We start from the raw sequence: 15,316 nt of genomic DNA on the forward strand, positions 1-15,316 counted from the left end.
GACCATGGCCACGGCGTGGCAAGCGCGTGGCGCGGCGCACCCGCAACGCCATGAAAAAAGCGGCCCGCAGGCCGCTTTTTGCAGTGGATCACTCCCCGGAGGGAAACAATCAGGCGGCCACGCCGTCTGCCACTTCCTTGAACTCGGCGATCTTGTCGAAGTTCAGGTATTGGTAGATCTTGTCGCCGTTCTGGTTGATGACACCGATGTCGGCCAGGTACTCTTCCTTGGAAGGAATGCGGCCCAGCTTGGAGCAGATGGCCGAGAGTTCGGCCGAGCCCAGGTAGACGTTGGTGTTCTTGCCCAGGCGGTTGGGGAAGTTGCGGGTGCTGGTGGACATCACGGTGGCGCCTTCCTTCACCTGGGCCTGGTTGCCCATGCACAGCGAGCAGCCAGGCATTTCCATGCGGGCGCCGGCCGCGCCGAACACGCCGTAGTGGCCTTCTTCGGTGAGCTGGTGCGCGTCCATCTTCGTGGGCGGTGCCATCCACAGCTTGACGGGGATGTCCTTCTTGCCTTCAAGCAGCTTGGAGGCCGCGCGGAAGTGGCCGATGTTGGTCATGCACGAGCCGATGAACACTTCGTCGATCGCGGCGCCGGCCACGTCCGACAGCGTCTTGGCGTCGTCGGGGTCGTTGGGGCAGCAGACGATGGGTTCGGTGATCTCGGCCAGGTCGATCTCGATCACGGCGGCGTAGTCGGCGTTGTCATCGGGTTCGAGCAGCTGGGGATTGGCCAGCCAGGCTTCCATGGCCTTGATGCGGCGGCCGATGGTGCGTGCGTCGGCATAGCCCTGGGCGATCATGTTCTTGAGCAGCACGATGTTCGAGTTGATGTACTCGATCACGGGCTCCTTGTTCAGGCGCACCGTGCAGCCGGCGGCAGAGCGCTCGGCCGATGCGTCGGACAGCTCGAACGCCTGCTCGACCTTCATGTCCGGCAGACCTTCGATTTCCAGGATCCGGCCCGAGAAGATGTTCTTCTTGCCCTGCTTGGCCACGGTCAGCAGACCGGCCTTGATGGCGTACAGGGGGATCGCATGCACCAGGTCGCGCAGCGTGACGCCGGGCTGCATCTTGCCCTTGAAGCGCACCAGCACCGATTCAGGCATATCGAGGGGCATCACGCCCGTAGCGGCAGCGAACGCCACCAGGCCAGAGCCGGCGGGGAAGCTGATGCCGATGGGGAAGCGCGTGTGCGAGTCGCCGCCGGTGCCCACGGTATCGGGCAGCAGCATGCGGTTGAGCCAGCTGTGGATGATGCCGTCGCCGGGCTTGAGCGAGATGCCGCCGCGCGTGCTGATGAAGTCGGGCAGCTCGTGGTGCATCTTCACGTCCACGGGCTTGGGGTAAGCGGCCGTGTGGCAGAAGGACTGCATCACCAGGTCGGAGCTGAAGCCCAGGCAGGCCAGGTCTTTCAGTTCGTCGCGCGTCATGGGGCCGGTGGTGTCCTGCGAGCCGACCGAGGTCATGCGCGGTTCACAGTACGTGCCGGGCACCACGCCCAGGCCTTCGGGCAGGCCGCAGGCGCGGCCGACCATCTTCTGCGCCAGCGTGAAGCCCTTGCCGGTGGCGGCAGGCACCTGGGGCAGGCGGAACAGGGTGGAAGGCGCCAGGCCCAGAGCCTCGCGGGCCTTGGCCGTGAGGCCGCGGCCGATGATCAACGGAATACGGCCACCGGCGCGCACTTCGTCGAACAGCACTTCGCTCTTGACGGTGAACTCGGCGATGACCTGGCCGTCCTTCAATGCCTTGCCGGCATAGGGCAGCAGCTCGATCTCGTCGCCCATGTTCATCTGGCTCACATCGAGCTCGATGGGCAGTGCGCCGGCATCTTCCATGGTGTTGTAGAAGATGGGAGCGATCTTGCTGCCCAGGCACACGCCGCCGAAGCGCTTGTTGGGCACGAACGGGATGTCTTCGCCCGTGAACCACAGCACGCTGTTGGTGGCCGACTTGCGGCTGGAGCCGGTGCCGACCACGTCGCCCACGTAGGCCACCAGGTTGCCACGGGCGCGCAGGTCTTCGATGAACTTGATGGGGCCGCGCTTGCCGTCTTCTTCGGGCGTGATGCCGTCGCGCTTGTTCTTGAGCATGGCCAGGGCATGCAGCGGGATGTCGGGGCGGCTCCAGGCGTCGGGCGCGGGCGACAGGTCGTCGGTGTTGGTTTCGCCGGTGACCTTGAGCACGGTGAGCTTGATGCTCTGGGGCACTTCGGGGCGGCTGGTGAACCACTCGGCGTCGGCCCAGCTTTGCAGCACGGACTTGGCGAAGGTGTTGCCCTTGTCGGCCTTTTCCTTGACGTCATGGAACTGGTCGAACATCAAGAGCGTCTTCTTGAGCGCTTCGGCGGCGACGGAGGCCACGGCCGCGTCGTCCAGCAGGTCGATCAGGGGGGTGAGGTTGTAGCCGCCCAGCATGGTGCCCAGGAGCTGCGTGGCGCGCTCACGGCCGATCAGCGTGCAGACTTCGGTACCGTGGGCCACGGCGGCCAGGTAGCTGGCCTTGACCTTGGCGGCGTCGTCCACACCGGCAGGCACGCGGTGCGTGATCAGGTCCACCAGCGTGGCTTCTTCGCCAGCGGGCGGGTTCTTGAGCAGCTCGATCAGCTCGCCGGTCTGCTTGGCCGTCAGGGGCAGCGGTGGGATGCCCAGCGCGGCGCGCTCGGCCACATGGTCACGGTAGGCTTTCAACATCATTTTTCTCCGGTTGCGTTCTAAAGTGGGGCGGCGCGCGGTGCAGGCGGCTCCCATGGCCGCTACGCCTGCACGCGCAATCGTGTTCGTCGTTCGTTCTTTGCAAGAGGCCTGCCAGGCCCGCGCTTATTTCAGGGGTTCCAGCACGCTCACGGGCGGGTTCTTCTTGATGGCCTCGGCCACCACCAGCTGCTGCGGGCTCATGCACTCATCGGCCAGGCGCTGGCCGAGCTTCTGGTTCATCAGCATGGACTTGTTGGCGATCTGCAGCCAGACCGCGCCGCCCTTCTGGTCTTCCAGGCGCACCGTGCCGGTGGTCGTGGCCACGGGCGACATGAAGTACTTGAAGCCCTTGCCTTCCACATGGAAGTGCCCTGGCGTGGCCGGGTCGGCCGTCACCGTGACGAATGCGCCCAGCTCGCAGGGAATGCGGCCCACGTGCACGCGGTCGGCGATGGCCAGCTCCTCGGGGGAAAGGGCCGCCTCTGCGGCGATGATGCCGGTGGCCACCTGGTTGGTGGCGCTCTTGAGCTGCGTGCGGCTGCTGGTCGCCTCGCTCTTGGCCACGGTGGCCTTCTTGGCGGGGGCCTTGTCCGCCGTCTTGGCGGTTTTCGCTTCGGACTTGGCGGCCGGCTTCGCGGCGGCCTTGGTCCCGGGCTTGGCCTCGGGCTTGGCCGGCGTTTGCGCCATCACGAAGGCTGGGGCCAGCAGCATGAGGGCGGAGGCGATGAAGGATTTCATGGAAGGTCCTGCGGGGAAGCAGTCAGGAATGTTCACGACGGAACGGAGGCCGGGGCGTCAAACCAATGGCGCACGGCGGGAGGAAGCGCACGCCCGGTGCGGTGGGCGCGCTCAAGGACTTGCCAGTAAAAACGGTAGCTGGCACGGTCATGCAAGGTATCGTCAAAACTGATCGGAGCCCAGTCGGAATCTGCGGCAGCAGCTATTATTTTTGCAGCAATTTCGATGTCATCCTGCTGCGGCGCAAATGCCTGCAGGATGGGACGTATCTGCGCCGGGTGGATGCTCCACATCCGGGTGTAGCCCAGCTCCCGCGCCGCCCGGCTGGCGGCGCCCTGCATGGCCGTGGTATCGGTGAATTCGGTCACCACGCAGTGCGACGGCACCTTGCCGTGGGCGTGGCAGGCCGCTGCAATCTCCAGCTTGGCGCGCACGACAAGCGGGTGCGAGAACTGCCCCGAGGAGGTCATGCCTGCCGCAGGGATCGCCCCTCCATGGGCGGACACAAAGTCCATGAGCCCGAAGCTCAGGCTCTGCACGCGCGGGTGGGCGGCAATCTCGAAGGCGCGATGGACCGCGGCGGGCGACTCGATCAGGACATGGATGGGCACCTGGGCGGCAGATGCCTGCTCCAGCGCCCGTTCCACCCGCAGGACATCGTCCACGGACTCCACCTTGGGCACCATGATGTGGCAGAGCCTGTGGCCCGCCGTGCCCGCAATCGTGGCGACATCGTTGGCGAATGCCGGGTGGTCCACCGCATGAACCCGGGCCGCCACGCGCGCCCCGTCCGCAGCGCCCAGGGCGAGGCTGGCGACCAGGCGGGCATGCTCGGCCTCCAGGCCGATCGGAGCGCCGTCCTCGCAATCGAGGGTCACGTCGAAGACGCAGGTGCCGAACTCCCGGGCCAGGTCGGCCTGCAGTTGCAGGCTCTTGCGCATGCGCGCTTCCACGCCGCTGTAATGGTCGCAGACCGGCAGGAAGCCGGTCTGCGCCTGGGCGCCCAGCAACACATCGCGCGGATGGGGCAGCGCAGCGCCCTGCCCCTGCGCGGGGACGGAGGCGGCCCGAAGGCCCGATGCCTGTGGCGTCGGCTGCATGGTGGGCCCTGGTTTACAGCAGGTGCTTCACGCCGTCCTGCTCGCCTTGCAGTTCGGCCAGGGTCTTGTCGATGCGTTCTTGCGAGAAGGCGTCGATCTCCAGGCCTTCAACGATCTTGTACTCGCCGTTTTCGCAGGTGACGGGGAAGCCGAACATGGTGTCCTTGGGGATGCCGTACTGGCCGTCCGAGGGGATGCCCATGGTGACCCACTTGCCGTTGGTGCCCAGGGCCCAGTCGCGCATGTGGTCGATGGCGGCGTTGGCGGCCGAGGCAGCCGACGACAGGCCGCGCGCTTCGATGATGGCGGCGCCGCGCTTGCCCACGGTGGGCAGGAAGGTGTTGGCGTTCCATTCCTGGTCGTTGATCATCTTGGCGACGCTTTCGCCGTTGATGGTGGCGAAACGGTAGTCGGCGTACATCGTGGGCGAGTGGTTGCCCCAGACGGTCAGCTTCTCGATGTCAGCCACTGCCTTGCCCGTCTTGGCGGCGATCTGGCTGGCGGCGCGGTTGTGGTCCAGGCGCAGCATGGCGGTGAAGTTTTTGCGCGGCAGGTCAGGTGCCGACTTCATGGCGATGTAGGCGTTGGTGTTGGCGGGGTTGCCGACGACCAGCACCTTCACGTTGCGCGAGGCCACGGCGTTCAGGGCCTTGCCCTGGGCCGTGAAGATGGCGCCGTTGACGGCCAGCAGCTCGGCACGCTCCATGCCGGGGCCGCGAGGGCGCGAACCCACCAGCAGGGCGTAGTCGGCGTCCTTGAAGGCGGTCATGGGGTCGCTGTGAGCGGTCATTTCCACCAGCAGCGGGAATGCGCAGTCGTCCAGTTCCATCATCACGCCCTTGAGCGCCTTCTGGGGACCTTCGACAGGGACTTCGAGCAATTGCAGGATGACCGGCTGGTCCTTGCCCAGCATTTCGCCGGAGGCGATACGGAACAGCAGTGCGTAACCGATTTGACCAGCGGCACCGGTGACGGCTACGCGAACAGGCTTCTTGCTCATGGTGAAAACTCCAGGGAAGTGAGGAAAACAGGTGTGTGTGCAACGCAAGCACCAGCGCCTGTTACCAGCAGCCCGTGCCCCGCAAAACAGCCTTGGAGTGTACCGCCGATTGGGCACCCCGGTCAATTTGTCTTATGTCTTATATAAGATATGATTGAAGACTGGAACAAGCTCGCACACCCCCCGTGCGCAGCGCGCCATTTTTCTGATCGCCATGTCCTCGCTTCCGCTCAACGCCGACACCCCTGCACAGCCTTCGGCGGGCGCAGGCTCTGCCACGCCCGCGTTCAGCCCCCTGTACCAGCAGATCAAGGGTCTCATCCTGCAAAGCCTTCAGCAGGGTGAATGGAAGCCCGGCGAGTCCATTCCGAGCGAGATGGACCTGGCCGCGCGCTTTCGGGTCAGCCAGGGCACGGTGCGCAAGGCCATCGACGAGCTGGCGGCCGAAAACCTCGTGATGCGCCGCCAGGGCAAGGGCACTTTCGTGGCCACCCATGCCGAGCAGCATGTGCAATACCGCTTCCTGAAGCTCATGCCCGACACGGGCGATGCCCGCGTGGAAGGCCGCGCCCAGCGCCAGGTGGTGGACTGCCGGCGCGTGCGCGCCAGCGCGGACGTGGCGCGGGCGCTGGCCCTGCGCAGCGCCGACCCGGTGATCCAGGCCCGCCGGATCCTGTCGTTTGCGGGCGTCCCCACCATCCTGGAGGACATCTGGCTGCCGGGCCAGGCTTTCAAAGGGCTGACGACTGACCAGCTCGCCAGCTACCAGGGGCCCACCTACGCGATGTTCGAGCTCGACTTTGGCGTGCGCATGGTGCGCGCCGAGGAGAAAATACGCGCCGTGCTGCCCGACGCCGACCAGGCGGCGATGCTGCAGATCCCGCAGGCCACGCCGCTGCTGAGCGTGGAGCGCATCGCCTACACCTACAACGACGTTCCCATGGAGTTACGGCGGGGCCTCTACCTCACCGACACCCACCACTACCGTAACGAACTGAGCTGACACCACCCTGGCACCTGAGCGGAAACGTCGAACATTCCACCTCCGACAAACCCATGCTTGTTGCGTTGCAATAGAATTTTGCGTTCTTTGCATCTTCAAATTACAAAGCAGTTACATCCACGAAAGCACACAACATGACAGAACTCGCCAAGAAACGGCCTGAATTCCGCAACATCAATGCCTTCAAGGACCTGACCACCTACCGCATGACGCCTGCAGCGTGGGTTTCGATCCTGCACCGCGGCAGCGGGCTGATCATGTTCCTGCTGCTGCCTTTCATCATCTGGATGTTCGACACCTCGGTGTCGTCCGAAATCTCGTTCGCCAAATTCACCTCGGCGTTCAGCATCGGCATCGGCTTCGTGCCCGGCTGGTTCATCAAGCTGGTGGCCCTGGCCCTGATCTGGTCGTACCTGCACCATTTCACCGCCGGCCTGCGCCACCTGTGGATGGATGTGAGCCACAGCGCGGTGAACAAGGAATTCGGCAAGACCTCGGCCCTGACCGTGCTCGCGATCAGCATCGCCCTGGCCCTGGTGCTGGGCGCCAAGCTCTTCGGCCTGTACTGATCGATCAACCCATGAAACGGTGGCTGCTGCCAGGCAGTGCCCGCCGAAAACGATAGGAAATCTCCATGTCCGTCAATTACGGTTCCAAGCGCGTCGTCGTCGGCGCCCACTATGGCCTGCGCGACTGGCTCAGCCAGCGCGTCACGGCGGTCCTGATGGCCCTGTTCACCCTGGCCCTGCTGGCCCAGGTCATCTTCTCCAAGGGCCCCATCGGCTACGACAAGTGGGCCGGCATCTTCTCGGCCCAGTGGATGAAGGTGCTGACGTTCTCCGTGATCATTGCGCTGGCCTGGCACGCGTGGATCGGCCTGCGTGAAGTCCTGATGGACTACATCAAGCCCGTGGGCCTGCGCCTGGCGCTGCAGGTGTTCAGCATCGTCTGGCTGGTCGGCTGTGCTGGCTGGGGTATCCAGGTTCTGTGGCGTCTCTGAATCCCCCGACTGAAGGCAAAAAATAATGAGCTACACCAACGCTAACATCACCAAGCGCAAGTTCGACGTCGTCATCGTCGGCGCAGGCGGCTCCGGCATGCGTGCCGCGCTTGAACTCTCCCGCGCAGGCCTGAACGTGGCCTCGCTGTCCAAGGTGTTCCCCACCCGTTCGCACACCGTGGCGGCACAGGGCGGCGTGAGCGCCTCGCTGGGCAACATGTCCGAGGACAACTGGCACTACCACTTCTACGACACCATCAAGGGCTCCGACTGGCTGGGCGACCAGGACGCCATCGAGTTCATGTGCCGCGAAGCCCCCAAGGTGGTGTACGAGCTGGAACACTTCGGCATGCCATTCGACCGCAACCCCGACGGCACGATCTACCAGCGCCCCTTCGGCGGCCACACGGCCAACTACGGTGAAAAGCCCGTGCAGCGCGCCTGCGCCGCCGCCGACCGCACCGGCCACGCCATGCTGCACACGCTGTACCAGCAGAACGTGAAGGCCAAGACCAATTTCTTCGTCGAATGGATGGCCCTGGACCTGATCCGCGACGCCGACGGCGACGTGGTGGGCGTCACCGCCCTGGAAATGGAAACCGGCGACCTGTACATCCTGGAAGCCAAGACCGTGCTGCTGGCCACCGGCGGTGCGGGCCGCATCTTCGCAGCCTCGACCAATGCCTTCATCAACACCGGTGACGGCCTGGGCATGGCGGCACGCGCCGGCATCGCGCTGCAGGACATGGAGTTCTGGCAGTTCCACCCCACCGGCGTGGCTGGCGCCGGCGTGCTGCTGACCGAAGGCTGCCGCGGCGAAGGCGCCATCCTGCTCAACAGCAATGGCGAGCGCTTCATGGAGCGCTACGCGCCCACCCTGAAGGACCTGGCCCCGCGCGACTTCGTGTCCCGCTCGATGGACCAGGAAATCAAGGAAGGCCGTGGCTGCGGTCCCAACAAGGACTACGTGCTGCTCAAGCTCGACCACCTGGGCGCGGACACCATCCACAAGCGCCTGCCATCGGTGTACGAGATCGGCGTCAACTTCGCCAACGTGGACATCACCAAGGAGCCGATCCCCGTGGTGCCCACCATCCACTACCAGATGGGTGGCGTGCCCACCAACATCAACGGCCAGGTGGTGCGCCAGGCCAATGGCATCCACAACGAAGTGGTCAATGGCCTGTACGCAGTGGGCGAATGCGCCTGCGTGTCGGTGCACGGCGCCAACCGCCTGGGCACCAACTCGCTGCTGGACCTGCTGGTGTTCGGCAAGGCCGCCGGCCGCCATATCGTCGAGTTCAACAACAAGAACAAGGAACACAAGCCCCTGCCCAAGGATGCGGCCGACCGCACGCTGGAGCGCCTGAACCAGCTCGACCAATCGAACGAAGGCATCTACGCGCAGAACCTGGCGGGCGACATCCGCGCCACCATGCAGCAGCATGCCGGCGTGTTCCGCACCCAGGTCAGCATGGACGAAGGCGTCAAGAAGATCGCCGAGATCCGCAGCCGCGTCGGCAGCGTGACCCTGAAGGACAAGTCCAAGGTGTTCAACACCGCGCGCATCGAAGCGCTGGAAGTGGACAACCTGATCGAAGTGGCGCAGGCCACGATGGTCTCGGCAGCGGCCCGCAAGGAATGCCGTGGCGCCCACACCGTGTACGACTACGAGCACCCTGCCGACCACGCAGAGTTCCCGCTGGGCCGCAACGACAAGGAGTGGATGAAACACACCCTGTGGTACAGCGAAGGCAGCCGCCTCGACTACAAGCCGGTCAACCTCAAGCCCCTGACGGTGGACAGCGTGCCCCCCAAGGTCCGTACGTTCTAAACAGTAGCCCCACGAGAGAAGAAACATGCAAAAGCGCACATTCCAAATCTACCGCTACGACCCGGACAAGGACGCCAAGCCCTACATGCAGACCATCGAGATCGAACTCGACGGCCACGAACGCATGCTGCTGGACGCACTGGTCAAGCTCAAGGAACAGGATCCCTCCCTGTCGTTCCGCCGCTCGTGCCGCGAAGGCGTCTGCGGCTCGGATGCCATGAACATCAACGGCAAGAACGGCCTGGCCTGCCTGACCAACATGAACACGCTCAAGGGCACCATCGTCCTGAAGCCTTTGGCGGGCCTGCCCGTGATCCGCGACCTGATCGTGGACATGACGCAGTTCTTCAAGCAGTACAACTCGATCAAGCCCTACCTGATTAACGAAGAACTGGCCCCCGACCGCGAGCGCCTGCAGTCGCCTGAAGAGCGCGAAGAGCTCAACGGCCTGTACGAGTGCATCCTGTGCGCCAGCTGCTCCACGAGCTGCCCCAGCTTCTGGTGGAACCCCGACAAGTTCGTGGGCCCCGCCGGCCTGCTGCAGGCCTACCGCTTCATCGCCGACAGCCGCGACGACGCGACCGGTGAGCGCCTGGACAACCTGGAAGACCCGTACCGCCTGTTCCGCTGCCACACCATCATGAACTGCGTGGACGTGTGCCCCAAGGGCCTGAACCCCACGAAGGCCATCGGCAAGATCAAGGAACTGATGGTGCGCCGCGCCATCTGACCTGGCAACGCCCCTCCCAGACGCCAGTCCATGGAAATCCTGTCCACTCCATCCATCGCGCCAGCAGCGGGCTCGCCGCTGCTGGACGAGCGCGAATTGAGCAAGCTGCACTGGCGCTGCCGGCGCGGCCTGCTTGAAAACGACTTGTTCATCGAACAGTTCTTTGCCCGCTACGAGCCCACGCTCACCCAGCGCCATGCGCAGGGCCTGCGCGCGCTCATGGACCTGGCGGACAACGACCTGCTGGACCTGCTGCTGCGGCGGCGCGAGCCGCAGGGCGAACAAGACACAGAAGAAGCGCGCGAAGTGCTCGGCATGCTGAGACAAAGCGGTGGCGCGACGACGGCTTTCCACGCCTGACGCGGCCAAGGTGCATGCCCCAAGACCGGATCATTATCGGCAACCTACCCAAGGAAAGTAACAATGAAGCTAGCTGACAACAAAGCCACCCTGTCCTTCAGCAACGGCAGCCCCAGCGTGGACCTGCCGGTCTACCAGGGCAGCATCGGCCCGGATGTCATCGACATCCGCAAGCTGTATGCGCAGACGGGCATGTTCACCTATGACCCGGGCTTCCTGTCGACGGCAGCGACCCAGTCGGCCATCACGTACATCGATGGAGACAAGGGCGAACTGCTGTACCGCGGCTACCCCATTGAGCAGCTGGCCCAGAACTGCGACTTCCTGGAAACCTGCCACCTGCTGCTGTACGGTGATCTGCCCAACGAAGCGCAGAAGACCGACTTCACCAGCCGCGTGACCAACCACACCATGGTCAACGAGCAGATGCAGTTCTTCCTGCGGGGCTTCCGCCGCGACGCGCACCCCATGGCGGTGCTGACCGGCCTGGTGGGCGCCCTGTCGGCCTTCTACCACGACAGCACGGACATCAACAATCCGCAGCACCGTGAGATCGCCGCCATCCGCCTGATCGCCAAGATGCCCACGCTGGTGGCCATGGCCTACAAGTACGGCATGGGCCAGCCCTACATGTACCCGCAGAACAACCTCTCCTACGCAGGCAACTTCCTGCGCATGATGTTCGGCACGCCCTGCGAAGAGTACAAGGTCAACCCCGTGCTGGAACGCGCGCTGGACCGCATCTTCATCCTGCACGCAGACCACGAGCAGAACGCTTCGACCTCGACCGTGCGCCTGTGCGGCTCGTCGGGCACCAACCCGTTCGCGGCCATCGCCGCCGGCGTGGCATGCCTCTGGGGCCCCGCCCACGGCGGCGCCAACGAAGCCGCGCTGAACATGCTGTACGACATCCAGGCCCAGGGCGGCGTGGAAAAGATCGGCGAGTTCATCAAGCAGGTCAAGGACAAGAACTCCGGCGTCAAGCTCATGGGTTTTGGCCACCGCGTGTACAAGAACTACGACCCGCGCGCCAAGCTCATGCAAGAGACTTGCAATGAAGTGCTGGCCGAGCTGGGCCTGGAAAAAGACCCGCTGTTCAAGCTGGCCAAGGAACTGGAAAAGATCGCCCTGGAAGACGACTACTTCGTGCAGCGCAAGCTCTACCCGAACGTGGACTTCTACTCCGGCATCGTGCAGCGCGCGATCGGCATCCCCGTGAACCTGTTCACCGGCATCTTCGCGCTGGCCCGCACCGTGGGCTGGATCGCCCAGCTCAACGAAATGATCGGCGACCCCGAGTACAAGATCGGCCGCCCCCGCCAGCTGTTCACCGGCTCCGAACGCCGCGACGTACCGCCCCTGTCCAAGCGCTGATCGGCCGCGCGCCAGCCGTCCACGGCTGGCTGGCTGGCTGGCGGCGCGGCGCTCCCTGGGGCGCCAGTCCGCGACAACCTCCCCAAGCCCGCCATTGGCGGGCTTTTTCTTTGCCTGTGCGCAAACGCCGGGGCCGCCCCTCGCGGCCCAGGCCCCAGGCCCCGCGCCCCGCCGCATGGCGCGCGGGCCCCTCCTGCGCACGTCGGCGCAAGATGCCCCTTGACTTGGAGTGCACTCGAACTTTTAGGATCGCTTTCATGGAATCCCACCTCACCATCAACGATGTCGCACGGCGCACGGGTTTGACGGCGCACACCCTGCGCTACTACGAGCGCGCGGGGCTGATCGCACCAGTGGCCCGCGCGGCGGGCGGCCAGCGCCGCTATGCGGCAGCGGACATGGAGTGGATAGGGTTCCTGCTGCGCCTGCGCGAGACCCGCATGCCCATCGGGCAGATGCAGGCCTTCGCCAGGCTTCGCGGCGAAGGGGATGCCACGGTGCCGCAACGGCGCGCGATGCTGCAAGCGCACCTGAACGACGTGCAGGCCGCCATCGCGGCGATGCAGCAGTCGGCCCAGGTGCTGCAGGCCAAGATCGCGCACTACCGGGCGGTCGAGGTTTCCCTGGACACCGCATCCACCCCTGATGAAAGCACCCTCCATGCACCACCGCACACGCTACGAACAAGGGCTGGCCAAACTCCGCGAAATCGACGGTGAGGCTGGCGAACAGGTCATCGACAGCCTCGCCGGCATCGCACCGGACTTTGCCCGCTACCTGATCGAGTTTCCCTTCGGCGACATCTATTCACGCCCCGGCCTGGACCTCAGAAGCCGCGAGATCGCCGTCGTCGCGGCGCTCACCGCCATGGGCAACGCCACGCCGCAGCTCAAGGTGCACCTGCAGGCGGCGCTGAACGTGGGCGTCACGCGCGAGGAAATCGTCGAGGTCATCATGCAGATGGCGGTGTACGCCGGCTTTCCCGCGGCGCTCAACGGGCTGGCCGCCGCGCGCGAGGTTTTCGCGGCACCGCCGCGCAGCACGGCGCAGGCTGCTGCATGAGCGTGGGCCACGCCGGATGCGGGCGTGCTACGGCCGGGCTGCCCGTCCGGCGGCCACTAGCCGCCCGCCCTGCTGAACCGCTCCCGGTACGCCAGCGGCGTGATCCCCAGATGGCGCACGAACAGATGCCGCAAGGCCTGCTCCGAACCCATGCCCATGCGCGCGGCCACGGTCTTGAGCGGCAACCCGGCCTGCGACTCGAGCAGGCGCCGCGCTCCTTCCAGCCGCGCGGACTCCACGAAGGCCGAGGGGGTCTGCCCCGTCTCCTGCGTGAACACGCGCCGGAAATGCCGCTCGCTCATCGCCGCGCGTGCCGCCAGGGCCGCCAGCGGCATGGGCTCCGCAAGATGCTCCAGCACCCAGTTCTGCACCGCCTGGATGTCGCGGTGGCCCGTGCCCTGGCTGGCCAGCTGCACGCTGAACTGCGACTGCCCGCCGGGGCGCTTGAGGTACATGACGAGGTCGCGCGCCACCTCCAGCGCCAGGGCGTGGCCAAAATCCTCTTCCACCAGCGCCAGGGCCAGGTCGATGCCCGCGGTGACGCCGGCCGAAGTCCACAGGGGGCCGTCGCGCACGTAGATGGCGTCCGGGTCCACCTCGATGGCCGGATAGCGCTGGCGCAGCAGGGCCGCCACGCTCCAGTGCGTCGCGGCGCGCCGGCCGTCGAGCAGGCCGGCGGCGGCCAGGAAGAAGCTGCCCGAGCACAGGGCGATCATGCGGTCCACGCGCGGGGCCACGCTTGCCGCCCAGGCCACGAGTTCGGGAGAGGCCGCCAGCACCTGCTCGATATTGCGCGACCCCACGAGGATCACGGTGCAACCCGCGCCGCCCTGCTCCAGTTCGGCCAGGGTGTGGGTGGCGTTCAGTGCCATCAAGGTGTCCGATGGCACCGCGCCCGCCTGCGCGGCCACCACGCGCACCGCGTAGCCGTCGGGCCGGCCATGCTGGCGCAGGTGCACGTTGGCATAGTCGAACACGGACATGGGGCCCACGGCCTCCAGCGCCTTGAAGCCGGGGTAGACCACGAGATCGACGCGGTGCGGGCTGTTGGCGTGGTGGTGGTCCATGGGGTCGGTCGGCAGAGCGGAAATGAAAGGCGCCCGACTATACGGGAGGCAATGTCCGGCTGCCGCCCATGCCGTCGAATCCGGCCATAACCCCAGGATCTGCGGCCACGGGCTCCACCAGGCCCTGCACATGGCCTACAGTCATGCGGTCCCCCTGCGCGCTGCCGGCCAAAGAGCCTCGCCGCCGCCCTTCCCCGACCAACCCGTTGACCCACCATGACCCTCAAATCCAAAGCCGCCGTGGCCTTCAAGGCCGGAGAACCCCTGCAGATCGTCGAGATCGACGTCGCCCCGCCCAAAAAGGGCGAAGTGCTCATCCGCATCACCGACACCGGCGTGTGCCATACCGACGCCTTCACCCTGAGCGGTGACGACCCCGAGGGCCTGTTCCCCGTGGTGCTGGGCCATGAAGGCGCTGGCATCGTGGTGGAAGTGGGCGAAGGCGTGACCAGCGTGAAGCCCGGCGACCACGTGATCCCGCTCTACACCGCCGAATGTGGCGAGTGCCTGTTCTGCAAGAGCGGCAAGACCAACCTGTGCGTGAGCGTGCGCGCCACACAGGGCAAAGGCGTGATGCCCGACGGCACAACCCGCTTCAGCTACAACGGCCAGCCCATCTACCACTACATGGGCTGCAGCACCTTTAGCGAATACACCGTGGTGGCCGAGGTCTCGCTCGCCAAGATCCACCCCGACGCCAACCCCGAGCAGGTCTGCCTGCTGGGCTGCGGCGTGACCACCGGCCTGGGCGCGGTGAAGAACACGGCCAAGGTGCAGGAAGGCGACACGGTGGCGGTGTTCGGCCTGGGCGGCATTGGACTGGCGGTGATCCAGGGCGCCAAGCTGGCCAAGGCCGGGCGCATCATCGCCATCGACACCAACCCCTCCAAGTTCGACCTGGCCCGCACCTTCGGCGCCACCGACTGCATCAACCCCAAGGACTTCGACAAGCCGATCCAGCAGGTCATCGTCGAGATGACCACCTGGGGCGTGGACCATTCGTTCGAGTGCATCGGCAACGTGAACGTGATGCGCGCGGCGCTCGAATGCGCGCACCGCGGCTGGGGCCAGAGCGTCATCATCGGCGTGGCGGGCGCGGGGCAGGAGATCTCCACCCGCCCCTTCCAGCTCGTCACCGGCCGCAAGTGGCTGGGCACGGCGTTTGGCGGCGTGAAGGGCCGCAGCGAGCTGCCCGGCATGGTGGAAGACGCGATGGCCGGCAAGATCCAGCTGGCGCCCTTCGTGACGCACACCATGGGCCTCAAGGACATCAACGAAGCCTTCGACCTGATGCACGAGGGCAAGTCCATCCGCTCCGTGGTCAAGTATGCCGCCTGAGCCTGCCCCGCA

The 15,316-nt window shown here is 65.7% G+C and carries 15 protein-coding genes; 10 read left to right on the plus strand and 5 right to left on the minus strand.

Features of this window, described 5'->3' with window-relative positions:
• Positions 1-109: 109 nt before the first annotated feature.
• The 4 genes from acnB to AC07PV_RS07070 all read right to left on the minus strand — a co-directional run bounded on the left by acnB (position 110) and on the right by AC07PV_RS07070 (position 5,536).
• Positions 110-2,695 (minus strand): bifunctional aconitate hydratase 2/2-methylisocitrate dehydratase, encoded by a 2,586-nt coding sequence (gene acnB / locus AC07PV_RS07055; RefSeq protein ID WP_218293939.1) that lies wholly within the window; start codon positions 2,693-2,695, stop codon positions 110-112.
• Between the two features lie 126 nt (positions 2,696-2,821).
• Positions 2,822-3,436 carry a hypothetical protein gene (locus tag AC07PV_RS07060; protein WP_218293938.1) on the minus strand — a complete coding sequence of 205 codons (615 nt, stop codon included), beginning with the start codon at positions 3,434-3,436 and terminating at the stop codon, positions 2,822-2,824.
• Positions 3,437-3,468: 32 nt separating this feature from the next.
• Positions 3,469-4,536 (minus strand): HpcH/HpaI aldolase/citrate lyase family protein, encoded by a 1,068-nt coding sequence (locus tag AC07PV_RS07065; protein ID WP_494629802.1) that lies wholly within the window; start codon positions 4,534-4,536, stop codon positions 3,469-3,471.
• Between the two features lie 13 nt (positions 4,537-4,549).
• Positions 4,550-5,536: a malate dehydrogenase gene (locus AC07PV_RS07070; RefSeq protein WP_218293937.1), complete on the minus strand. Its 987-nt coding sequence runs from the start codon at positions 5,534-5,536 to the stop codon at positions 4,550-4,552.
• A gap of 214 nt (positions 5,537-5,750) precedes the next feature.
• Here AC07PV_RS07070 and AC07PV_RS07075 point away from each other — a divergent pair, with 214 nt between their 5' ends.
• From AC07PV_RS07075 to AC07PV_RS07115, 9 genes are all read left to right on the plus strand, one after another.
• The gene (locus tag AC07PV_RS07075) at positions 5,751-6,539 is read left to right on the plus strand and encodes a GntR family transcriptional regulator (RefSeq protein WP_218293936.1); all 789 of its coding nucleotides are present in this window, start codon (positions 5,751-5,753) and stop codon (positions 6,537-6,539) included.
• A gap of 134 nt (positions 6,540-6,673) precedes the next feature.
• Positions 6,674-7,108 carry a succinate dehydrogenase, cytochrome b556 subunit gene (gene sdhC / locus AC07PV_RS07080; RefSeq protein WP_218293935.1) on the plus strand — a complete coding sequence of 145 codons (435 nt, stop codon included), beginning with the start codon at positions 6,674-6,676 and terminating at the stop codon, positions 7,106-7,108.
• Positions 7,109-7,173: 65 nt separating this feature from the next.
• Positions 7,174-7,539, plus strand: coding sequence for a succinate dehydrogenase, hydrophobic membrane anchor protein (gene sdhD / locus AC07PV_RS07085; protein WP_124515511.1), 366 nt, complete (start codon positions 7,174-7,176; stop codon positions 7,537-7,539).
• A 25-nt stretch (positions 7,540-7,564) separates the two neighbouring features.
• Positions 7,565-9,373, plus strand: coding sequence for a succinate dehydrogenase flavoprotein subunit (sdhA, locus tag AC07PV_RS07090; RefSeq protein WP_218293934.1), 1,809 nt, complete (start codon positions 7,565-7,567; stop codon positions 9,371-9,373).
• A 25-nt stretch (positions 9,374-9,398) separates the two neighbouring features.
• Positions 9,399-10,103: a succinate dehydrogenase iron-sulfur subunit gene (locus tag AC07PV_RS07095; protein WP_218293933.1), complete on the plus strand. Its 705-nt coding sequence runs from the start codon at positions 9,399-9,401 to the stop codon at positions 10,101-10,103.
• A gap of 30 nt (positions 10,104-10,133) precedes the next feature.
• Positions 10,134-10,463, plus strand: coding sequence for an FAD assembly factor SdhE (locus tag AC07PV_RS07100; RefSeq protein WP_218340675.1), 330 nt, complete (start codon positions 10,134-10,136; stop codon positions 10,461-10,463).
• 63 nt (positions 10,464-10,526) lie between these two features.
• Complete coding sequence (locus AC07PV_RS07105; RefSeq protein ID WP_218293931.1) at positions 10,527-11,837, plus strand: citrate synthase; 1,311 nt, start codon at positions 10,527-10,529, stop codon at positions 11,835-11,837.
• 257 nt (positions 11,838-12,094) lie between these two features.
• Positions 12,095-12,556 carry a MerR family transcriptional regulator gene (locus tag AC07PV_RS07110; RefSeq protein ID WP_218340674.1) on the plus strand — a complete coding sequence of 154 codons (462 nt, stop codon included), beginning with the start codon at positions 12,095-12,097 and terminating at the stop codon, positions 12,554-12,556.
• Positions 12,498-12,899: a carboxymuconolactone decarboxylase family protein gene (locus AC07PV_RS07115; protein WP_218340673.1), complete on the plus strand. Its 402-nt coding sequence runs from the start codon at positions 12,498-12,500 to the stop codon at positions 12,897-12,899. The genes AC07PV_RS07110 and AC07PV_RS07115 overlap by 59 nt, the downstream gene beginning before the upstream one ends.
• 56 nt (positions 12,900-12,955) lie before the next feature.
• Here AC07PV_RS07115 and AC07PV_RS07120 read toward each other — a convergent pair whose 3' ends face one another.
• Positions 12,956-13,966, minus strand: a complete 1,011-nt coding sequence (locus tag AC07PV_RS07120; RefSeq protein ID WP_218293928.1) for a GlxA family transcriptional regulator — start codon at positions 13,964-13,966, stop codon at positions 12,956-12,958.
• Positions 13,967-14,182: 216 nt separating this feature from the next.
• Between AC07PV_RS07120 and AC07PV_RS07125 the strand changes: the two genes are divergently transcribed.
• A complete protein-coding gene (locus AC07PV_RS07125; RefSeq protein ID WP_218340671.1) occupies positions 14,183-15,304 on the plus strand; it encodes an S-(hydroxymethyl)glutathione dehydrogenase/class III alcohol dehydrogenase in 1,122 nt (373 codons plus the stop codon).
• Positions 15,305-15,316: the final 12 nt, after the last annotated feature.

The sequence above is a fragment of the Acidovorax sp. GW821-FHT09A11 genome (genome assembly GCF_059418365.1).